A 20,737-nucleotide genomic window follows, 5' to 3' on the forward strand; every position below is an offset into this window, starting at 1 on the left:
AAACTCGTTCAACTTCAAACACTTGACTCGCTTGCGATCTCTCGTAGCGGGAGGCGAATTCTACAGCGTTACAAACTGCTGTCAACTACCTTTTTCACCGCTGTGGATCTCAAGCGCTTGTTGCATCTCGCTGCGTGCATCGCTGCGAGGAGGCGAATAATACGCGGTTTGAAATCAGAGTCAACATCTTGATCTAAAAAAACTTTCTGACTGTTATCAAGGTTGTGGGCAACTAAATAGAAGCGCAATGGATCTGTAGAGAACCACCCAGCGGAGCACAGCGGCCATGAGCGATGCGCAGAGCGACAAGACCCCAGGCCTGTCGGCGGATGAAGAGCAGGAAATCAGCCACAACCAACCGCCCCGAGCAGCGGTTCTGCACGAAATCATTCGTGCCCAGGGCGACCAAGAGCTTGAGCGCACGCTCGCCGCGCTATGGTGGTCAGCCTTGGCCGCAGGCCTGAGCATGGGCCTATCGCTCATGGCGATGGGCTTGTTCTATGCCCGCCTACCCGAAGGCGATAGCGCCCAGGTGATTGCCAGCATCGGCTACAGCGCGGGGTTCATGGCCGTGATTCTGGCTCGCCAGCAACTGTTTACCGAAAACACCCTGACTGCCGTGCTGCCGCTGATGACCACTCCCACCCTGGCCAATCTGGGTCGGCTGCTGCGACTCTGGAGCGTGGTTCTTCTGGGCAATCTGGCCGGCACTATATTAGTAGCGTGGGTGATGCTCGAATTGCCGATCTTCGACAGCAAGGCCGATGTGGCGTTTCTGGAAGTGGGCCGCAAGGTGATGAAGAACGACATCAGCCAGATGTTCGCCAAGGGCATCGTCTCCGGCTGGATGATCGCCACTATGGTCTGGATGATCCCCGCCATGGAGAACGCCAAGATCTGGATCATCCTGATGATTACCTACTTGATGGCGTTGGGCGATTTCACCCATATCGTCGTAGGCTCCGTGGAGGTGTCCTACCTGGTATGGGCCGGAGATGAAACCTGGCAGGCCTTCTGGCTGGAGTTCGCCTTGCCCACCCTGGTCGGTAACATCATCGGCGGCAGCTTCATCTTCGCCCTCATAAGCCACGCCCAAGTCCGCAGCGACAGCGGCAAGCCTCCTTCGCAGCTACTTAAAGAAGGCAATAAGCCCACCAGCCGCCGCCAGGAGCCGAAGATCTGATCTTCAGCGTGAAGCCACCGAGCGCTGCGCCGCCCTGCCCTGCTGGCGTATCGGACGTGGCTGCCACCAGTTCTGCCCGGCATGCGGTGAGTCGAGGCTGATGCGCTCGCCCATCTGCGGCGTACTCAGTTTTACCTGCGCCTGCGCGGCCAACGCCAGAATGCGCTCGAACGGTTCCTGCCAACCATGGATGGAGAGATCAAAGGTGCCGTTGTGGATCGGCAACAACCACTGCCCGCGCAAATCCAGGTGTGCCTGCAAGCTCTGCTCTGGCTGCATATGAACATTCGGCCAGGCCAGGTTATAGGCACCGGTCTCGATCAGGGTCAGGTTGAACGGCCCATAGCGTTCGCCGATCTGCCGAAAGCCGTCGAAGTAGCCGGTATCACCACTGAAGAACAGCCGCAGGTCATCATCGATGATCACCCACGAGGCCCACAGGGTTCGATTGCTGTCGAACAGCCCGCGACCAGAAAAATGCTGCGCCGGGGTGGCCACCAAACGCACGCCGCCTATCTCGGTTTCTTGCCACCAATCGAGTTGACGCACTTTCTCACTCGGTACACCCCAGTCGATCAGCCGGTCGCCCACGCCCAACGGGGTAAGGAACTTGTCGGTGCGCCCTGCCAGTTGGCGAATGGCCTGTTCATCGAGGTGATCGAAATGATCGTGCGACAGAATCACCGCGGCCAGTGCCGGCACCTCGTTCAGCGCCAGGGGCGGCGCATGGAAACGCAGCGGCCCAGCCCATTGCACCGGCGAGGCGCGTTCGGCGAAAACCGGGTCGGTAATAAAGAAGCGCCCACGCAGCTTGAGCAGTACCGTTGAATGCCCCAGTCGCCAGAGGCTGTGGTCTGGCGCATCGAGCACCTGCTGACGGGTCATCGGCAGCAGGCTGATGGGCGCAGCGGGTCGGGTCTCGGGCGGCTTGCGCAACAACAAGTACTTAAGGCCAATGCGCAGTTTCTTCATCGCCCCATCCTGGGGCAGCGTTGCCTGATTGTGGAATCGTCCATCCCTGTAGTGCGCCGGGTCAGCGGCGTTAGAGGCCGTGGGCAGCATGAACAGAAGCACTCCGAGCAGGAACAAGGCGTTCATGTTACCCCACAGTGATCGGATCAACCGTGAATTGGCTTGTAAGGTCATTTTTCGCCGAGCGAACACTGTTGAACAATATTCACGCGATTTATGCGATAAACGGCGTCCCACGGAAGAACCACGACCATGATCGATAATAACAGCGGCAAGGGACTCTCATTCGTCAGGCGCATCTACCTGCCGCGGATCCTCGGCATGGGCATCGGCCTGTTCTGCGTGATGGCTGCGATGGCCCCCTTGCAGCCGCCGACCTGGGTCTGGGTGCTGATGCTGGTCAACGCTGTGGCTTGGCCACACCTGGCCTATCAGTGGGCCATGCGCTCGGCAGCGCCCTACCGGGCCGAACAGCGCAACTTGTTGCTCGATTCGCTGATGGGCGGGTTCTGGACTGCTGCCTTCCACTTCAATCCACTGCCCAGTGTCACCATCCTGTCGATGATGGCCATGAACAATGTCGCCGCCGGCGGTAAACGTATGGTTATCCGCGGTTTACTGGCGCAACTGGTCGGTATGCTGCTAGCCAGCCTGGTAATCGGTACCGGCTTGCAGCTGCAAGCCACCCCCTTGCAGGTTTTCGCCTGCCTGCCGATGCTCACCCTCTACCCATTGGCATTGGGCTGGGTGTGCTACCGGCTGGCAATCAAGCTGGCCGATCACAAGCGCCAGCTCAGCGCCCTGAGCCGCACCGACAGCCTCACCGGCCTGCTCAACCATGGCTCGTGGAAGGACCTGCTGCTACTCAAATTCCAGATCTGTCGCCAGCAGCAGCTACCCGCGGTTATCGCCCTGATCGATATCGATCACTTCAAGACCATCAACGATACCTTCGGTCATGTGGTCGGCGACTGCGTGCTGCGCCACCTGAGCCAGGAACTGCGGCGTAACCTGCGCGAGGATGACCTGGGCGGGCGCTACGGCGGCGACGAGTTTTGCGTGATCTTCCCGAATATCGACGAAGCGCGTGCCGGCCAGGCCATGGAGCGCCTGCGTGAACGGGTCAATGCCTACCGCAACCCGCAGCTGCCTGCGCTGCGTATCAGCCTGAGCATCGGCCTGGCGGCTTTCAATGCCGAGCTCAAGTCTGCCGAACACTGGCTGGAAGAGGCCGACAAAGCGTTGTACGCAGCCAAGCACCAAGGCCGCGACCAGGTGAATTTCAATCGTGGCGGCGGCGCCCCGCTCAGGCTGGCCTATCCTGAATGAACCTTCCCTCAAGCCATCGGCGGGAGGGATGCAGTTCTACAAGGAGTAGCCTCGCGCATGGACAGGACCGTCGCCCTATCGCCCGCAAGCCCCGCTCCACGTCTGCAAGTACATCGTTTGATCTTTGGCTTTTCTACGCTGTTTCTGCTGGCCGCGCTGGTCACGCTCGGGGCGCTGTTCAATATCGCCGCCACCCTGGATCAGCAAGAGCAGGATCAAAGCACCTTCCACGCCACCCAAGCACTGGAGCAGCGCCTGCTCGCCTCGCGTCAGTTTCTCTCCAGCTACGCGGTGTGGGACGCCGCCTACCAGCACCTGAGCGGTGAGGTCGACTGGCAATGGGCGTACGAAGAGAAGAACGTCGGCGAATCGCTATTCAGCGCCAGCGGCTATGAAGGCGTGTTCGTGATTGATGACCAGCGCACAACCTATGCCCTATTTAAAGGCAGCCCAAGCCAATCGCCGGCCAGCGCCTACATAGACTCTGCCCTGGCGCCGATCATAGCCCAAGCGCGAAAAGCCGCCCCCGCACGCGAGCAGATTACTCATTTCGTCTTGCTCAACGGCTGGCCGGCAGTACTCACTGCCGCCGCCATTCGCCCTGACATAGAGGTTTCAGAAGCCGACGTGGCCCAGGCGCCGATCATGCTTTTCATCGACCAACTGACCGAAGCCAAGCTGACCAAGCTCGGCCAGGGTGCGGGTTTGAGCGACATGCGCGTCGAGCCAGTCAACAGCGATGCTCACGGCCAACCGCGCATAACCCTGGGCAACACGGGCTATCGCCTGGCCTGGAGTAGCCCACAACCCGGCCGCCAGTTGCTCTGGGCGGTGCTGCCGCCCTTGCTCGGCGCTTTAGTAGTGCTGGGCCTGGTGATGCTTTATCTGTTTCGCCATGCGTTGCGCAGCTCACAGGCCATCGACCTGAGCCTGCAACGCCTGCAACAGAGCAATCAGGCCCTGGAAGCCAGTGAGCAGCGCTTTCGCGCAGTTGCCGAGGCGGCGTCTGACTGGATCTGGGAAACTGATCGCCACCAGCGCCTGACCTATCTCTCGCAGCGCTTCGCCAGCGTCACCGGGTATCGCGTGGAGGACTGGCTGGGCCAGCCGCTCAACCAGTTGCTGGCGTGCGACACCACGCCCCTGTCACCCTGGCTGGACGCCCAGACCGACACCGATCCACAGCAGTTGGCCAACCTGCGCTGCGCCTACCGCGACCACACCGGGCAGAACCGCTACTGCCGGATCTCGGCACGTGCGATTGTGTATGCCGGCAAGCTGGCAGGGTTTCGCGGAACCGCCAGCGACATCACCGACGAGGTCGATGCCCACGCCAGGATCCAGCACCTGTCCATGCATGACGCCCTGACGGGCTTGGCCAACCGCAACAAACTGTCGCGTCATCTGGAACAAGCCCTGCTGCGCGGCAGCGACTCGCCGCCGCTGACCTTACTGTTGCTGGACCTGGACAACTTCAAGCCAATCAACGACTCGCTCGGCCATCCGGCAGGTGATGCGGTATTGCAGGAAGTGGCTGCTCGCCTGCGCGACACCACCCGCGACGGTGATCTGGTGGCGCGGCTTGGCGGCGATGAATTCGTCCTGGTCCTCAGCGGCATGGACAATCGCAGCGAGATCGACCGCCTCTGCGCGCGCCTGATCGAGCTGCTGCAACGGCCCATCGTTTATGAAGAACAACAACTGCACATCGGCGCCAGCCTGGGGGTAGCCCAGACCCGATCGCAGGGGTTCGATGCCGGCGAACTGATCCGCTGCGCCGACATTGCCCTGTATCAGGCCAAAGCCGACGGCAAGAACACCTGGCGCTACTTCTCGCCGGAAATGAGCCAGCAGATCCAGTACCGCCGGCAGTTGGAAAACGACCTGCGCCGAGCGCTCAAGCACAATGAGTTCGTCCTGCATTATCAGCCGCGCTACCGCCTGGACGATCTGCGCATCGTTTCCGTGGAAGCATTGGTGCGTTGGCAGCACCCGCAGGAAGGCTTGCTTGGCCCGGACATCTTCATCCCGCTGGCCGAACAAAGCGACCTGATTGCCACACTCGGCCGCTGGGTCCTGCGCGAAGCCTGCAGCACCGCTCGCGACTGGCCGCAGGCGCTGCTGGTTTCGGTCAATCTGTCTCCGGCGCAGTTCTCGCGCAGTGACGTGGTCGCCGATGTGCGCGATATCCTGTTGGAGACCGGCTTCCCGGCGCAACGTCTGGAGCTGGAGATTACCGAGAATGTCATGCTCAACGACATCGAAGGGGCGCTAGGCACGATGCTCGCGCTCAAGGAGTTGGGCGTGCGGCTGAACATGGATGATTTTGGCACCGGCTATTCATCGCTGGGTTATCTGCGCACCTATCCGTTCGACAGCATCAAGATCGACAAGCGGTTCATTGCCGGGCTGAACAGCCAAAACGGCAATGACCGCGCGGTCGTGCAGGCGATCATCAACCTGGGCAAGGCGATGGGTTTGACGGTCACCGCGGAAGGGGTGGAGACCGAGCAACAGCTCAAGGCGCTGGGCAAGGAGCGCTGCCATGAAGTGCAGGGCTATTACTTGAGCCGGCCGGTGGACAAGGACAGTTTCGAGGCCTTGTTGCGTCAACCGGATGATCAGCAGCATGGGGCGGGTTGAGCCTTGGGGGTTGTGTCAGATCTGGCCTCTTCGCGCCAACTTCCAGTGCGGCGGCCCCTGTAGGAGCGGGCTTGCCCGCGAAGAGGCCGCGATTGACACAACATAAACCGCAGCCCCGCCGATAGAACAACCGATCAATCAGCGCAAATTGCGCTCGGCGACGATTTCCGGCAGGTCCGTGCGCTGTAAATAAATGCGTAAAGGCTGGCCAATATTCAGTCGATCATCCACATGTTGCCCAAGCAACAGGGCTAGCCGCTCACGGCATAACGCCATGCGCTTCCCGGCTTCGGCTCGCCAGACAAATTCGCTACAGGGAGTAATGCTGTCATCCGCCACGTCCATGCCGAACGCGTCTTCTGAAAAGCGCACGATATGCGTACCGCGCTTGCCGTGAAAGCCGACGAAACCCTTGAGCTGGTCAGCGGCGCTGCAGATGTCCTGGGATGTAATGGCCATGGCGTACCTCGCAAAAAGATGGGAGTCACGCACGCAGGGTAAGCGGCTGCCTCTGCCGGGCAACGCGCAAGGGCCAGCCTAGCGCAAGTCGGCAGGGGACGGCCAAGGTTTTCGCAGCCGTGAAGCCATCCGCTCGGTTCAACGGGCGCTCGCCGCTGGATCGACCTGCCCCTCGAGCACCACCGCCAGCCAGCTCATGAACGCCTGGACCCGGCGTGGCACATGGCGCTGACGGGCATACAACAAAGACACCGACATAGCCTGGGCTCTCCCCGGCCCGGAACAGCCTGGAGACGATCAATAACCTGTTCATCACAGCCACCCATGAGGATTTCGCCATGACTCGCAAGATTGTATTGATCACCGGCGCCAGGGCAACGGCTGGATCACTGGGCAGCGGCTGGAGGTTTCCGGGGGATGTTCCTGTAACGCTGTCGTCTGTTGCAAGGCTATCGCGGGACAAGCCCGCTCCCACGCAGTGGCCACGCAGTGGACTGCTCCCCGGGCCCCGCGATAGCGGCAGTACAACCGGCAAGCACTTCAAGGTTCAGCCTGATCCTCATGCACCTGCACACTGGCCGTCATCCCCGCGCTCAGGGTCACCCCCTGCGGCACCTGATCCAAGCGAATCCGCACCGGAATCCGCTGCGCCAGCCTCACCCAGTTGAACGTCGGCTCAACCTCAGGCAACAGCTGGCTGTCAGGGTTGCTGTTGGCGTCGGTGATCCCGCGGCTGATGCTCTGTACATGCCCCTGCATCGAATCGCCGGCCCCCATCAGCCAGACCTTGACCGAATCACCGACGCGAATGCGCGGCAACTTGGTTTCTTCGAAATAGGCCTGGATATAGAACGTCGAATCATCCACCAGGGCCATCACCGACTGCCCAGTGTTGACGTAGTTACCCTGCGCCAGGCGCAAGTTGGTGATGTGCCCACTACGCGGCGCACGCACTTCGCTGCGCTCAAGGTTGATCTTGGCCACTTGTAACTGCGCTTGGGCCTCGTGCAGTTCACCGCGCGCCACCGCCGCATTGATCTGGGCATTCTCGCGCAGCTCGGCACTGATCGCATCGGGGCCAAGCGCGGTGCGCCGCGCCGCTTCGCGTTCACGCAGGTGCAACTGGTGGGCGCGGGTCTCGGCGACCGCCTTGGCCTGGTCGAACGCGGCCTGGAAGCGCTCGCGGTCGATGCTCATGAGCACATCGCCCGCTTTCACCTGCTGGTTATCCTGGACCTTGAGCTCTCGCACCCAACCCGACACATCCGGGGCGATCACGACCACATCGGCGCGAACCCGGGCGTCGCGGGTCCACGGCGTCAGCATGTAGTACTGCCAAAGGTGATAGCCGGCAAACACGGCGATGATCACCACACACAGGGTGACCAAGGTACGTACCGCTGTACGCATGGACTGACTCCTTACAAAGGCCCTAGCAGACGTACCACCAGGAACAAGATACAAACGAACAATGCCGCATCGAACAACGCTTCATGCCAGATCCAGCGCCCAAGGGGCGTGGCCTGCACCAGCAGGCGCAGCGCACCGGTCACCAGCAGCGCAATCAGCACGTAGATCAGAAACGGGCTGAGCAGCACACCGCCCACCGCCCATTCACGCAAGCCCATGCATTTCCTCCTGCCAACGGCACCACTTGCCCCAGCTCTTCTGTAACTGCAGCACGGCGCCCTCGGCCAGCCGCAGCGGGTCGCTCGGCGACTGGCTGCGCAGGGCCGCGATGAATTGCTCACTGGCCGCATCCAGGCGCTGGCCGCGCCCCGGCGCCGGTCCTCTGGAAAGCACCGCTTCGACTTGCTGCAAGTATTGCCTTTGCGCCGCATCGAGCGGTGCCTGGGCCACAGCCAGGCACATGCGCAGGTGCACCAGTTCATCGCCGATGTCCAGGCCGTGCAAGCCATCGTCCCAGCGCTTGCGCTGAGCTTCGGGCAGCTCGCTGGCATGGCGCGCCAGCTGCATCAGGCGGTCGGCCATGCGCCCGCCGAACCAACTGTCGGCGCCACGCAGGTCGCGGCGGGTCAGGCGAACCAGGTCACTCTGCGTCGCCGCGCGCAAACGCCGGCCCAACCACGTTGGATGGCGGATCACCACCAGGCGGAAGGCCAATACCGCAGCGCCAACGCCCATCAGCATCGCCTGGGCGCTGTTGAGCATGCTCGCCACGTCAAAGTGCATGGCATTGAGCGGCGACACCAACACAATGAAATGCAGGCAATACGAGGTGGCGGTAGCGCCGGTGCGCGGATGGGCCATGCCCAGGGCGCCGAAGAACAGCGGCACGCCCATGGCTAAACAGAGCATGGCGAAGCTGCTCCACTGCGGCAGGAGAATCTGCCCCACCACAAACGCCACCGGGATCGCCAGGAAAATCCCGCGCAAGAAACTCAAGCCGATCTGTGCGCCGTTCTCACGGCTGGCGAACAGGCTACAGACCACGCAAGTCAGCACCAGCCCGCCAGGTGCCGACGGCCAGGCGGTGGCCAACCAGAAACTGCTCATGACCAAAAACGCCAAGGCGCTGCGCGAGCCGAACAGCAGAGCCAGCGGCAGGTCACGATGCACGGCCAGACCTTGCGACATATCCTTGGGCGTCCTGCCCTCCTCGACATCCTGCAACGCCTGGGTTGCCGCCATGGCGTAGTCCAGCAACAAGGCCATGCGCGCCAGGCAGTAATGTTCGGCAGAACTGATCTGCTCGTCGTGGGCGGCGTCCCAGATACGTTGGCGCAACACCAACAGGCTCGGCAGTTCGGGCTGCGCCAACTGGGCGCGAACCTCACCCAGCCACGGCGACAGGCGCTGGGCCTCCTGGTCATCGAGCTGGCGCCACTGCCGGCGTACCGAGCGCGAGATGCGCAGCAGCACCATCAGTTTCTGACTCAAGCCGCGAATGGCCCTGGCCCGCTGCCGGCCACTGCTGCCTTCAAACCAGGCGTGCTCGCGCTGAGAATCGATGGCGACGATCCGCCCCAGGATATCCAGCAAGCCTTGGCGCGCGCTCTCCTCGCCGCCGAGCATGGCACTCGACGCTTGCATGCCGTTTTGCCAGGCCTGGCGCGCCTGCCCGCCAAGCTGCGCCTCGACCCGCATGGGCCAGAGCAAGGCGCTGGTAGCGGTTGCGCAGACGATGCCCAAGCAAATCTCGGTGCAGCGCGCTACCGCCTGATCGAACACCTGCAGCGGATGGTCGATGGCCGGCAAGGCAATGATCGCCACGGTGTAGCCGGCCAGCACGAAGGCATACGACCAGGCACTGCGCAATTGCGTGGAAGCGGCGGTGCACAGCGCCAACCATAGCGCCAGGGTAAGCAGGAACAGCCACGGCGTCTGTGCGAACAGGCCGATGAACACCACCGACATAAAGGTGCCGACCAGGGTCCCGGCCAAGCGCGCCAGGCCCTTCTGCACCACCATGCCTGACAAAGGCTGGGCGACGATAAAGGCGGTCATCAAGGCCCAGGACGGCTGCTCCAACCCCCAGCGCATGGCCAACCACAACGCCAGGCCGCCGCCCAGCAGGGTCTTGATGGCGAACTTGATGGCGAGGTTGCTGGGTGCGAACAGGGCCTGGAGGGTGATGGGCACGAATCGGACCTTGCGGGGGTGATGAGTAGAACGATAGACAACGCTGGCAAGGATAAAGCGGAAACGAATAATTAGCTAGCTAATCATCTTTGTGTGTTATTTGCGCTGTACCCCGCTACGAGCGCGTCATCGACAAAAACCGCAGACAAAAAAATGGGCGACCGAAGTCGCCCTAAATGCCTTGCGTGCTCGTGAATCGGGAAGGATCAACGCGGTTTGCGTTTGTTCGAATCCTTCCAGATGAAAATGCCCAGACCGGCGAAGAACACCACCATCAACCCGACCGTTACCACACCTGCGATAACCACATTGTCGAAGAACATGTCGGCGCTCCCGTATTCGTTTGCCGTTGTCCGATGGGTGCAAGGTAACCAATGCGAGGGAGGAGGAAATTGACCGGGGTCAATGGTGCCCGAGGCCGGGCACGCGAGGCGGGCGCAGGGTTGACCTGCGTCAAGTTTCAGCGTTTCTTGGGCTTGCCCTTGGGCTTGTTCTTTTTGGCCTGGCTCAACGGCATGGCCTGCTCGAAGGCCTGGCGCACTTCATTGAGGCGCTTGTCCTTGAGGTCATGGATACGTTTGGCGCGCTCGGCACCGAAGTCGATCAGGTTGTCTTCACTCATGGGCGGGCCCGACAGTCAGCAGAGACATGCATGATGAAGCCAGGCGCAGGCGTTGACCAGTCAGACTTCGATATCGACCAGCAAACCCTGCCTCGGACGCTCGCCGAGTGGCGCCACTGGAACAGTGTTATCGGCGTTGAGCTCTTCACCGGCAAGGGCTTCGTAACGCTCATCCTGGTTATTCTGCCGCCGTTGTTGCTGGCGGCGCTGCTCATCGCGCAGCAGCAGGGCTTGCTCGTCAGGGTCGCGCTTGTGCTTGAGGTCGATGGCGCTTTCGCCGGAAGCAGGCTGCGCGGGGACCACCGGACGAATATCGGGGGTCGGCTTGACCGGATCCTGTTGCGAGGTCACGGGGGCGGCACTGAGCGGGATGATCGGCGGCAGCATGGGGAAGTTCTCCTGTCGCTACTGTGTCGGCCAGCCTTCAACTGTCTTGAGCCTGTAGCCAGGCGATTGTGCGGCGCGTCACAGCGGCGCACCAGCAAGTATAGATGGGCTTACTGGGCTGGCTCCTCGTCCGGCTCATCCTCAGGCGACGGGCTGGTTTCGCTCCAGGGGCGCTTGTAGACCTGCTGCCAGACGCTATCGAGGTGCTCGCGCACCCCTTGCGGAGCGCTCTTGAGCGAGGCGCTGTCTTCGCGCTCGCCGCCAATGGGCTCCTCACCGGCCGGGGTAATCTGCGATTGTCCGGTGATGCTGTAGATGGCCTGGCCTTCGCGCATTTCGATGGCGATGTCATGGGGTTCGATACCGCCACCACAAAACGCATGGCTGGCCACGGTCAGCTCGGCGATGCCATCTTTATTAAAGTCGCTGACATCACTGACGTCGCTATAGAAGTCCACATCCAGATCCAACCCCGGACACGTGGTCTCCTGCTCGATCTGCCAACGCGGCTTGAATGCATCGCTGTCCGAGCTGCGCGCATACAGGGTGGCCTTGAGCACCACCTTGTCGACTTCCTGCTCGCTCTCGGCATCGGTGGCCTGGCCGTCGACCCGGCTCAGCACCAGTAGCCCTTCACCCTCACGGTCACGAAAGTGCACGCTCTTGATCGGCGTCTGCACGCCGAGCACCTCGAGCTGCTCGACCGGGATCGGTGGCAGGGTTTGAAAAGTGTTTTGGTCACAGGCGGCCAGTAGCAGCAAGCTGCCCAGGCCCAGGGAGGCGTTCAACCAGCGCTGCTTGGCAAGCATTCGACTTGGAGCCCTCGTGGTGTTGAGGTGTTCGTCGATGAAACAGCTAGACTCTTTATTCTTTGGTCTGCCCGGTCTATCCGTTAACATAGCCGGCTTTTCATCGGCGGGAGTTCAGGCAGTATGGCGCAGCAGTATCAACCGGGGCAACGCTGGATCAGCGACAGCGAAGCAGAGCTCGGCCTGGGTACCATCCTGGCGCAGGATGGCCGCCTGTTGACCGTGCTTTATCCGGCCACTGGCGACACCCGTCAGTATTCCCTGCGCAATGCGCCGCTGACCCGCGTGCGCTTCTCGCCAGGCGACCAGATCACTCACTTCGAGGGCTGGAAGCTGACCGTTCGCGAAGTTGAAGATATCGACGGCCTGATGGTCTACCACGGGCTCGACGGGCAAAACCAGCCGCGTACCCTGCCTGAGACCCAGCTGTCCAACTTCATCCAGTTCCGCCTGGCCAGCGACCGACTGTTCGCCGGACAGATCGACCCGCTGGCGTGGTTCTCGCTGCGCTACAACACCCTGCAGCACAACAGCAAACAGATGCTCTCGTCGCTGTGGGGCCTGGGCGGCTGCCGCGCCCAACCCATCGCCCACCAGTTGCACATTGCCCGCGAAGTGGCCGACCGGATCGCCCCGCGGGTACTGCTGGCCGACGAAGTCGGCCTGGGCAAGACCATCGAAGCCGGCCTGGTGATCCATCGCCAGCTACTGACTGGCCGCGCCAGCCGCGTGCTGATCCTGGTGCCAGAGAACCTGCAGCACCAATGGCTGGTGGAAATGCGTCGGCGTTTCAACCTGCAGGTGGCACTGTTCGATGCCGAGCGCTTCATCGAAAGCGATGCCAGCAACCCATTCGAAGACGCCCAGTTGGCGTTGGTCGCGCTGGAATGGCTGGTCGACGACGAGAAAGCCCAGGACGCGCTGTTCGCCGCCGGTTGGGACTTGCTGGTAGTCGACGAAGCGCACCACCTGGTCTGGCATGAAGAACAGGTCAGCCCAGAATATGGCCTGGTCGAGCAACTGGCCGAAGTCATCCCCGGCGTGCTGCTGCTCACCGCCACGCCCGAGCAACTTGGCCAGGACAGCCACTTCGCCCGTCTGCGCCTGCTCGACCCGAACCGTTTCCACGACCTGGCCGCCTTCCGCGCCGAGAGCGAGAACTATCGCCCGGTGGCCGAAGCGGTGCAGGAGCTGCTCGAACAAGGCCGCCTGTCGCCCAAGGCCCACGCCACTATCCACGGCTTCCTCGGTGCTGAAGGCGAAGCGCTGCTGGCTGCGGTCAGCGATGGCGACAGCGAGGCCAGCGCGCGCCTGATCCGTGAGCTGCTCGACCGCCACGGCACCGGCCGGGTGCTGTTCCGTAACACCCGTGCTGCGGTCCAGGGCTTCCCTGAGCGCCAGCTGCACCCCTACCCGCTGCCCAATCCCGAGCAATACGCCGAGCTGCCCAACGGCGAGCGCGCCGAGCTGTACCCGGAAGTGGCCTTCCAGGCCCAGGGCCCGGGCGACGAGGAAGAACGCTGGTGGCGCTTCGACCCACGGGTCGACTGGCTGATCGATACCCTGAAGATGCTCAAGCGCACCAAGGTCCTGGTGATCTGTGCCCACGCCGAGACCGCGATGGACCTGGAAGACGCCCTGCGCGTGCGCTCCGGCATCCCGGCAACGGTGTTCCACGAAGGCATGAGCATTCTTGAACGGGACCGCGCCGCAGCCTACTTCGCTGACGAAGAGTTCGGCGCCCAGGTGCTGATCTGCTCGGAAATCGGCAGTGAGGGGCGTAACTTCCAGTTCGCCCACCACTTGGTGATGTTCGACCTGCCGGCACACCCCGACCTGCTCGAGCAGCGTATTGGTCGTCTTGACCGGATTGGCCAGAAGCACACTATCCAACTGCACATCCCGTACTTGCAGGACAGCCCGCAAGAGCGCCTGTTCCAGTGGTACCACCTGGCGCTGAACGCTTTCCTCGCCACCTGCCCGACCGGCAGCGCCCTGCAGCATCGCTTCGGCCCACGCCTGTTGCCGCTGCTCGAAAGCGGTGAAACCGGCACCTGGGACAAGTTGGTCGCCGAGGCGAAAACCGAGCGCGAGAACCTTGAAGCTGAACTGCACAGCGGTCGCGACCGCCTGCTGGAGCTCAATTCGGGTGGCGCTGGCGAAGGCCAGGCGTTGGTTGAAGCGATTCTCGAACAGGACGACCAGTTCGCCCTGCCGATCTATATGGAAACCTTGTTCGATGCCTTCGGTATCGACAGCGAGGACCATTCGGAAAACGCCCTGATCCTCAAGCCGAGCGAGAAGATGCTCGACGCCAGCTTCCCGCTGGGCGACGACGAAGGCGTGACCATCACCTACGACCGCGCCCAGGCACTGTCGCGTGAAGACATGCAGTTCCTGACCTGGGAACACCCGATGGTCCAGGGCGGCATGGACCTGGTGTTGTCCGGCTCTATGGGCAACACCGCCGTGGCGCTGATCAAGAACAAAGCGCTCAAGCCGGGCACCGTGTTGCTCGAACTACTGTATGTCAGCGAAGTGGTAGCGCCACGCAACTTGCAGCTGGGTCGATACCTGCCGTCGGCGGCGCTGCGCTGCCTGCTCGATGCCAACGGCAACGACCTGGCCGCGCGGGTGGCGTTCGAAACCCTCAACGACCAGCTCGAAAGCGTGCCGCGCGCCAGCGCCAACAAATTCATCCAGGCGCAGCGCGATGCCCTTGCGCAGCGGATTGCTGGCGCCGACGCCAAGATCTTGCCGGTCCATGTCGAGCGCGTGGCCGAGGCGCAACGGCGCCTGGCGGCTGAGGCCGACGAAGAGCTGGCGCGTTTGACCGCGCTCAAAGCGGTTAACCCGAGCGTGCGCGACAGTGAGATCGATGCGCTGCGCAAACAGCGGGTTGATGGCTTGGCCATGCTGGAGAAGGCGGCGCTGCGGTTGGAAGCGATTCGCGTGCTGGTTGCAGGATAAATTCAAGGTTGTAAATAGTGGGGCTGCTTTGCAGCCCATCGCAGGCAAGCCAGCTCCTACAAGGTCCGCGTGATCTTGTAGGAGCTGGCTTGCCTGCGATGGGCCGCAAAGCGGCCCCAACTTATTAGATCTAACCGCTATTAAGCCAATAACCAAATGGTAGAGAGCAAAATGCCATTAATCAGGAAGGCTTAAGCACCTCTTCCTATACTGCTTGCTGAACAGTCTCCATCCAGCTTCCCTGGAGACGCGTGCAGGGTCGACGAAGAGGCAAGCAATGGACTGGCTGGGACTGCAATTGTTCGCCGATTTGCCGGCTACGGGACAGATCGTTCTCGACTGCCGTCACGAACCGTTCCTGGTAGCGCTCGCCTATCTGGTGGTCTGTGCGGCGTGCTTTGCCACCCTGGACATGGCCGAACGGCAAAGCAACAGCGAAAACCTCGGTGCGCGCCGGCAATGGCGCATCCTGGGTGCCTGTTGCCTGGCCGGTGGGGTATGGGCCATGCACTTCATCAGCATGCTGGCATTCCGCGCACCACTGGAAATCCACTACGACGTGCCCATGACCGGGCTGTCCCTGTTGATCGCCCTGCTCGCCTCTTGGCTGGCGATGAACAGCCTGGACCGCAGTGAAATGCGCCCGCGTCACTATCTTCAGGCCGCCGTCTTCATCGGCCTGGGCATCACCTTGATGCACTACGTGGGCATGGCCGCCCTGCAAACCAGCGCTCAGCAGTACTACCAGACCCACTTACTGCTGGCCTCGTTGGGCATTGCCATCGCCGCCAGCCTGGTAGCCTTGTTGATGGCGCGCCACTTGCGCAACGGCAGTGGCACCTTGCACCTGGCCATGAAATATGGCGCCAGCGTGCTGATGGCGGCTGGCATCGTGGTCACCCACTTCACTGGCATGGCTGCCATGACCCTGGTGATCCCAACGGACGCCGCCCTCAGCCTGCCATCGACCGACAACAGCTTGCAAATGGGCTTGACCATCGCTTTCATCACCCTGCTGATCAGCGGCAGCAGCATCAGCGCCGCACTCGCCGACAAAAAACTGCAAAGCAAAGAACACGACCTGCGTCGGGTCAGCGTGCTGCTCAGCCAATTGGACCAAGCCCGTGTTTCGCTGCAGCAAGCCGCCCACTACGACGCCCTGACCAACCTGGTCAATCGCCGCGGCTTCAACCAAGTGTTTGCCGAGCGTTTGGCCGAACAGGCCGCCAACGACGGCATGCTGGCGGTGATGTTTCTCGACATCGATCACTTCAAACGCATCAACGACAGCCTCGGCCATGCCGCCGGCGACGACCTGCTCAAGGTCATCGCCAGCCATATCAAGGCCGCCACCCGCAGCCAGGACCTGGTGGCGCGCTTTGGCGGCGACGAGTTCTGCATCGTCACCAGCCTGAATAACCGCGATGAAGCACGCCAACTGGCCCTGCGCATCATGCACCGGATGAAAGACCCGATCGATCTGGGCGGCCGGCGTATGGTGATGACCACCAGCATTGGCATCAGTATCTTCCCCGACGATGGCCGCAACGCCGAGGAGCTGCTGAAAAACGCCGATCTGGCCCTGTATCAATCCAAGGGCTGTGGGCGCAATAACCTGAATTTCTTCAATAGCGGGCTGCGCACCCGCGCCACCCTGGAGCTGCAATTGGAAGAGGAGTTGCGCGTGGCCCTGCTCGAAGAGCGCGGCCTGTGCGTGCACTACCAGCCGATCTTCGATTTGCACAACGGTCAAGTGGCCAAGCTCGAAGCCTTGGTCCGCTGGCAGCATCCACAGCACGGCCTGCTTGGGCCGGATCGCTTCATCGGGATTGCCGAAGCCAACGGCCTGATCGCCGACCTTGACCTGTGGGTGCTGCGCCGCGCCTGTGAAGACCTGGCCCAGCTCAATCGCCACGGCTATGCCAGCCTCAAAGTCACGGTCAATTGCTCGGCGCTGACCCTGGGCCGCGAAGAACTGGCCACCGAGGTGGAGCTGGCGCTGTTCCAAGCAGGCCTGTCGCCACGGCAATTGGAGCTGGAGGTGACCGAAAATGCCCTGATGGGCGACATCAATCGCACCATCAACCTGCTCAAGCGCATCCGCGCCCAGGGCGTAGCGCTGTCGATCGACGACTTCGGCACCGGTTATTCGTCACTGGCCTACCTCAAGCGCCTGCCGCTGGACGTGCTGAAGATCGACCGCTCGTTCATCCAGGACGTCCCGGCCAGCCAGAAAGACCGCGAGATCGTCCAGGCGATCATCATGATGGCCCACACCCTGCACCTGCAGGTGGTCACCGAGGGCGTGGAAACCGTTGAACAACACGAATTCCTCGCCGCCCACAGCTGCGACTACCTGCAAGGCTATCTGCTCAGCCGCCCGGTCCCGCTGGCCGAATTGCGCCCGGTGCTAGAACGTCTCGAGCGCCAGGACAGCGACCTCAGTCCTTGTGTCGATACAGTTCTACCAGGGTCGCCGGATCTTTTTGCAGATACCCCTGGCTACCATGCAAACGCATCAATTGCGCGGCGAGGCCACTGAGCGGGGTTGCCGTACCCTGCTCGCGGGAAAATTTCACGGCGGTATCCAGGTCCTTGAGCAATGTGCGCACATGCCACTTGATCGGTTCGAAGCGGCTCTCGGCCATTTGCGGGGCAAGGATCTGCAAAGGCTTGGAGTCAGCGAAGCCGCCCGCCAGCGCCTCGGCGATCAGGCCGGCCTCGACCCCTGACTGCTCGGCAAGTGCAACCACCTCGGCGATCACCAGCGCATTGCAGGCGACGATCATCTGGTTGCAGGCCTTGGTCACCTGCCCTGCGCCAACGCCGCCCATGTGCGTCACTCGCTGGCCGAGGTTGAGCAGCACCGGGCGTGCCCTGGCCAAGTCCTCGGCCGCACCGCCAACCATGATCGCCAGCGTCCCCGCCTCCGCCCCCGGAGTGCCGCCCGACACCGGCGCATCCAACCAGGCCATGCCACACAGTGCCGCCAACTCTGCGGCCATCTCGCGGGTCGCGGTCGGCTCCAGGCTGGAGAAGTCCACCAGCAGCTGCCCACTACGCCCGCCCTGGGCCACGCCCTGCTCGCCGAATACCACCTCGCGCACCACGGCGGTATCCGCCAGGCACAGCAGCACCATGTCGGTGTCGCGGCATAAATCTGCCGGGCTGGCAGCCAGACGGGCGCCCGCCTCGACCAGCTCGGCGCATTTGTCCGGGCTGCGATTCCATACCGTCAGCCGATAGCCCGCGGCCAACAACCGCCGGCACATCGGCAGGCCCATCAGACCGATTCCGGCGAATCCTAACGCAGGCAGTGCAGTACTCATGAACGACTCCAGATTAAAGAAGGGTGACAAACGGGCGATGTAGTGCCATCGCGAAAGAAAAACCCTTAGAAGCTGTAAGGCAAACCCCTATCGCACCCGTAAATGGCGCACTGATACAGTCGCGAACTTCTCCGTGATGGCCAGATGATACTCACCTCTTCGGGCCAACCACTCCAGGCAAATGGCGCACTATGACCTCTACCAATAATTCTGCCAATGCGGTGCCCGAGTCGGCGATCCCCTCCACCGCGCTGATGACAGCAGCGCGCGAACCGCTGCCCACTCGCAGCGTGCCGGCGCAGCAGTACCTGTATTACACCGAGCAGGATATCCAGCGCATCCTCGACAACCTCGATGGCCTGCGCGACCTGGTGTTCCCCCAGAACGGCCACATCGAGGACGAAAGCCAGCTGCGCCTGGAGCAGCAGTTTCCTTCGGTGTGCCTGATCGGCCTTGGCCGCTGCGGCTCGAACATCGCCCTGGACGTGGCGGAGCTGGTCTACAACGCTCGCACCTTCTTCCTCAACGAGTTCAACAACGAGGATCGCCACAAAGGTGAATCGGGCTACAGCCCGGCACGCTGGATTCGCCAGAACCTGCGCCTGGTGCAGAACAAAGGTGCAAAACCGGTGTTTCTGGTCGAGCCATTGGTGATGCTCGGTGACCTGGACAAGGACATCGCCGGACGCATCCGCTTCTCGCGCAAGGGTGAGCGCGGCGGCTTCCTGCGGGACTACAGCAAAATGAAGATCATGGACCTGTCCGAGGTCCATGCCGGTGGCGCCGGTAACGCACCGATCCTCGGTCAGTACCTGGCCAAGATCATCCTCAACAAAGACACCCAGCGCTTCTCCAGCGCCGACTGGAAACTGATCCACTCGTACCTGATCGACTCCTGCGGGATCAAGGCCAACCAGTCGCGGCTGTACTTCTATATCTTCAGCGCCGGTGGCGGTACCGGCTCGGGCATGGCGTCGGAATTCGGCCTGGCCCAGCAGTACTCGTACATGAACAAGACCTTCGACACCAAGCCTGCCGACGAGAACGACGGCAAGAGCGGGCATTCGTTCGTCTTCGAACCGATCTTCACCAGCGGCATCTGCGTGCTGCCCAATGCCTCGGATCATCGCAGCGAAATGTCCGAAGCGCTGCACATCAACGCCGGTCGTCTGCTGTGCAAATACCTGTCCGAGGAATGGGACTTTTCCTATAACTTCGACAACGAAGACAGCAGCGAAGCCAGCGTCATGGGCCGCATCCGCCCGTGGAACGCGATGATGCTGATTTCCAACGACATCATGCGCTACGCCGAAGAAAGCGATGACGGCACCATCCAGAACATCGACGTCAACGCGATGGAGAAGCACGCCAACCAGTACATCTCCCAACAAATCTTCAACATCCTCACCGCCCAGGCGGTGACCACCGATTACGATCAGAACTACTTCCGCCGCGCCGGCATCGACATTGGCGAAACCATTCGCCTGGACGCCAATGACCTGTTCATGAGCCTGGCCGGCCCAGTGGCGATTGCCTATGCCGAATCGGTGGTGCCGGAGATCCCGGCGCAGGGGTCGGACAAGTTCAAGGTATTCGAGCGCGAAGCACCGCGCCTGGACATCGATGATCTGTTCTTCCGCTCCATCGACCTGCCGCACTTCAACAAGCAGACCCAGGCCATCGAAGGCATCAGCCTGCTGCCGATCGAGTCGCGCCGTTATCGCGCGGCGCTGGAGCAGTACCAGGCCTCAGGCTTCGACCCGGCGGCATTGCATGACCTGCACTTCTTCAAGAACTGCTCGTCGGTGGTATCGATCGTCTCGCTGCCCAAGGACTACAAGCTGTCGTACATGGACCTGAACCGGCTCAAGACCCACCTCAACAGCCTGTTCCCCAACACCACCCTCAAGCGTTACGCGCTGGTGATCGGCGCCTCGGCCAACCTGTCGCTGACCACCTTGATCGCCAAGAGCCCGTGTTTGTCGGACGACTTCCTGACCTTGATCGTAGCGTTCATCAAGCGCTGCTTCGCGCGTAACCCGTACCGCTTCGACGATACCCTGGACAACGCCATCCTGGAGTTCATCACCAGCGAGCACTTCGAGGAAGAGCGCATTGACGAGTTGCTCAATGAGTTCGAGAACCCGGCGAAGATCCTCGATACCAACTGGTATGCGATAAAGCCGATGTACGAGAAGAAGTACCGCGAACTGATCAACGACAAGAGCCGGTTTGTCTCGATCAATGACATTCGCTTGTCGCGCGAGTGCGTGAAGAAGGCGGTGAAATACCTGCGCGAGATCTTCCGCCACCGGATCGGTAAGACCCGGGTCATCTCGCTCAATAATCATACCGGGCGCGTCGACTACTGAGGCACTGGGGCCGCCGCGCGGCCCATCGCAGGCTGTCGCCAGCTCCCCCAGGTACAGCG

The 20,737-nt window shown here is 61.9% G+C and carries 16 protein-coding genes and 1 pseudogene; 6 read left to right on the forward strand and 11 right to left on the reverse strand.

Annotated features, from left to right (window positions below; all coding sequences use genetic code 11):
• Nucleotides 1-286: 286 nt before the first annotated feature.
• Nucleotides 287-1,183, forward strand: a complete 897-nt coding sequence (locus tag ACF8K2_RS00070; protein WP_186557606.1) for a formate/nitrite transporter family protein — start codon at nt 287-289, stop codon at nt 1,181-1,183.
• 3 nt (nt 1,184-1,186) lie between these two features.
• On the opposite strand, the gene ACF8K2_RS00075 is transcribed toward ACF8K2_RS00070, so the two are convergent.
• A complete protein-coding gene (locus ACF8K2_RS00075) occupies nt 1,187-2,281 on the reverse strand; it encodes an MBL fold metallo-hydrolase (protein ID WP_392462954.1) in 1,095 nt (364 codons plus the stop codon).
• Between the two features lie 126 nt (nt 2,282-2,407).
• On the opposite strand from ACF8K2_RS00075, the gene ACF8K2_RS00080 reads away from it, so the two are divergent.
• Both ACF8K2_RS00080 and ACF8K2_RS00085 read left to right on the forward strand, forming a co-directional pair.
• Complete coding sequence (locus tag ACF8K2_RS00080) at nt 2,408-3,484, forward strand: diguanylate cyclase (RefSeq protein ID WP_392462955.1); 1,077 nt, start codon at nt 2,408-2,410, stop codon at nt 3,482-3,484.
• Nucleotides 3,485-3,541: 57 nt separating this feature from the next.
• Nucleotides 3,542-6,127, forward strand: coding sequence for an EAL domain-containing protein (locus ACF8K2_RS00085; protein ID WP_392462956.1), 2,586 nt, complete (start codon nt 3,542-3,544; stop codon nt 6,125-6,127).
• Nucleotides 6,128-6,265: 138 nt separating this feature from the next.
• Here the strand turns inward: ACF8K2_RS00085 and ACF8K2_RS00090 are convergent, their stop codons facing one another.
• From ACF8K2_RS00090 to ACF8K2_RS00130, 9 genes and pseudogenes are all read right to left on the reverse strand, one after another.
• The gene (locus ACF8K2_RS00090; protein WP_392462957.1) at nt 6,266-6,586 is read right to left on the reverse strand and encodes a DUF2025 family protein; all 321 of its coding nucleotides are present in this window, start codon (nt 6,584-6,586) and stop codon (nt 6,266-6,268) included.
• A 138-nt stretch (nt 6,587-6,724) separates the two neighbouring features.
• Nucleotides 6,725-6,856: pseudogene (locus ACF8K2_RS00095) on the reverse strand (LysR family transcriptional regulator); the annotation flags it as partial.
• A gap of 270 nt (nt 6,857-7,126) precedes the next feature.
• The gene (locus ACF8K2_RS00100) at nt 7,127-7,996 is read right to left on the reverse strand and encodes an HlyD family secretion protein (protein ID WP_186557599.1); all 870 of its coding nucleotides are present in this window, start codon (nt 7,994-7,996) and stop codon (nt 7,127-7,129) included.
• A gap of 11 nt (nt 7,997-8,007) precedes the next feature.
• A complete protein-coding gene (locus ACF8K2_RS00105) occupies nt 8,008-8,214 on the reverse strand; it encodes a DUF1656 domain-containing protein (protein WP_186557598.1) in 207 nt (68 codons plus the stop codon).
• Complete coding sequence (locus ACF8K2_RS00110) at nt 8,201-10,189, reverse strand: FUSC family protein (protein ID WP_392462958.1); 1,989 nt, start codon at nt 10,187-10,189, stop codon at nt 8,201-8,203. Before ACF8K2_RS00110 ends, ACF8K2_RS00105 begins: the two co-directional genes overlap by 14 nt.
• A 206-nt stretch (nt 10,190-10,395) precedes the next feature.
• Nucleotides 10,396-10,512, reverse strand: a complete 117-nt coding sequence (gene ccoM, locus ACF8K2_RS00115) for a cytochrome c oxidase subunit CcoM (RefSeq protein ID WP_025340347.1) — start codon at nt 10,510-10,512, stop codon at nt 10,396-10,398.
• A gap of 137 nt (nt 10,513-10,649) precedes the next feature.
• The gene (locus ACF8K2_RS00120) at nt 10,650-10,811 is read right to left on the reverse strand and encodes a hypothetical protein (RefSeq protein WP_186557596.1); all 162 of its coding nucleotides are present in this window, start codon (nt 10,809-10,811) and stop codon (nt 10,650-10,652) included.
• Nucleotides 10,812-10,871: 60 nt separating this feature from the next.
• Entirely contained in the window at nt 10,872-11,198 is a 327-nt protein-coding gene (locus tag ACF8K2_RS00125; RefSeq protein WP_186557595.1) for an aspartate-semialdehyde dehydrogenase, read from the reverse strand.
• A 110-nt stretch (nt 11,199-11,308) separates the two neighbouring features.
• Complete coding sequence (locus ACF8K2_RS00130) at nt 11,309-12,007, reverse strand: M949_RS01915 family surface polysaccharide biosynthesis protein (RefSeq protein WP_392462959.1); 699 nt, start codon at nt 12,005-12,007, stop codon at nt 11,309-11,311.
• 123 nt (nt 12,008-12,130) lie between these two features.
• On the opposite strand from ACF8K2_RS00130, the gene rapA reads away from it, so the two are divergent.
• Both rapA and ACF8K2_RS00140 read left to right on the forward strand, forming a co-directional pair.
• Complete coding sequence (rapA, locus tag ACF8K2_RS00135) at nt 12,131-14,977, forward strand: RNA polymerase-associated protein RapA (RefSeq protein WP_392462960.1); 2,847 nt, start codon at nt 12,131-12,133, stop codon at nt 14,975-14,977.
• Between the two features lie 277 nt (nt 14,978-15,254).
• Nucleotides 15,255-17,519, forward strand: coding sequence for a putative bifunctional diguanylate cyclase/phosphodiesterase (locus ACF8K2_RS00140; protein ID WP_392462961.1), 2,265 nt, complete (start codon nt 15,255-15,257; stop codon nt 17,517-17,519).
• Here the strand turns inward: ACF8K2_RS00140 and ACF8K2_RS00145 are convergent.
• Nucleotides 17,419-18,306, reverse strand: a complete 888-nt coding sequence (locus tag ACF8K2_RS00145) for an NAD(P)-dependent oxidoreductase (RefSeq protein WP_392462962.1) — start codon at nt 18,304-18,306, stop codon at nt 17,419-17,421. The two genes, ACF8K2_RS00140 and ACF8K2_RS00145, sit on opposite strands and share 101 nt — an antisense overlap.
• A gap of 254 nt (nt 18,307-18,560) precedes the next feature.
• Between ACF8K2_RS00145 and ACF8K2_RS00150 the strand changes: the two genes are divergently transcribed.
• A complete protein-coding gene (locus ACF8K2_RS00150) occupies nt 18,561-20,678 on the forward strand; it encodes a hypothetical protein (RefSeq protein ID WP_372353335.1) in 2,118 nt (705 codons plus the stop codon).
• Nucleotides 20,679-20,737 lie beyond the last annotated feature (59 nt).

This window comes from Pseudomonas sp. xss_2, assembly GCF_043104195.1.
GTDB classification, from domain to species: domain Bacteria; phylum Pseudomonadota; class Gammaproteobacteria; order Pseudomonadales; family Pseudomonadaceae; genus Aquipseudomonas; species Aquipseudomonas urmiensis.

Excerpts from the sequence above, each read along its gene's own strand:
- ACF8K2_RS00085 (WP_392462956.1), top strand. The coding sequence starts at position 3,542 with ATGGACAGGACCGTCGCCCTATCGCCCGCAAGCCCCGCTCCACGTCTG.
- ccoM (WP_025340347.1), bottom strand. The coding sequence starts at position 10,512 with ATGTTCTTCGACAATGTGGTTATCGCAGGTGTGGTAACGGTCGGGTTG.
- ACF8K2_RS00145 (WP_392462962.1), bottom strand. The coding sequence starts at position 18,306 with ATGAGTACTGCACTGCCTGCGTTAGGATTCGCCGGAATCGGTCTGATG.
- ACF8K2_RS00075 (WP_392462954.1), bottom strand. The coding sequence starts at position 2,281 with ATGAACGCCTTGTTCCTGCTCGGAGTGCTTCTGTTCATGCTGCCCACG.
- ACF8K2_RS00150 (WP_372353335.1), top strand. The coding sequence starts at position 18,561 with ATGACAGCAGCGCGCGAACCGCTGCCCACTCGCAGCGTGCCGGCGCAG.
- ACF8K2_RS00100 (WP_186557599.1), bottom strand. The coding sequence starts at position 7,996 with ATGCGTACAGCGGTACGTACCTTGGTCACCCTGTGTGTGGTGATCATC.
- ACF8K2_RS00070 (WP_186557606.1), top strand. The coding sequence starts at position 287 with ATGAGCGATGCGCAGAGCGACAAGACCCCAGGCCTGTCGGCGGATGAA.
- ACF8K2_RS00090 (WP_392462957.1), bottom strand. The coding sequence starts at position 6,586 with ATGGCCATTACATCCCAGGACATCTGCAGCGCCGCTGACCAGCTCAAG.
- ACF8K2_RS00105 (WP_186557598.1), bottom strand. The coding sequence starts at position 8,214 with ATGGGCTTGCGTGAATGGGCGGTGGGCGGTGTGCTGCTCAGCCCGTTT.
- ACF8K2_RS00125 (WP_186557595.1), bottom strand. The coding sequence starts at position 11,198 with ATGCTGCCGCCGATCATCCCGCTCAGTGCCGCCCCCGTGACCTCGCAA.
- ACF8K2_RS00140 (WP_392462961.1), top strand. The coding sequence starts at position 15,255 with ATGGACTGGCTGGGACTGCAATTGTTCGCCGATTTGCCGGCTACGGGA.
- rapA (WP_392462960.1), top strand. The coding sequence starts at position 12,131 with ATGGCGCAGCAGTATCAACCGGGGCAACGCTGGATCAGCGACAGCGAA.
- ACF8K2_RS00130 (WP_392462959.1), bottom strand. The coding sequence starts at position 12,007 with ATGCTTGCCAAGCAGCGCTGGTTGAACGCCTCCCTGGGCCTGGGCAGC.
- ACF8K2_RS00080 (WP_392462955.1), top strand. The coding sequence starts at position 2,408 with ATGATCGATAATAACAGCGGCAAGGGACTCTCATTCGTCAGGCGCATC.
- ACF8K2_RS00120 (WP_186557596.1), bottom strand. The coding sequence starts at position 10,811 with ATGAGTGAAGACAACCTGATCGACTTCGGTGCCGAGCGCGCCAAACGT.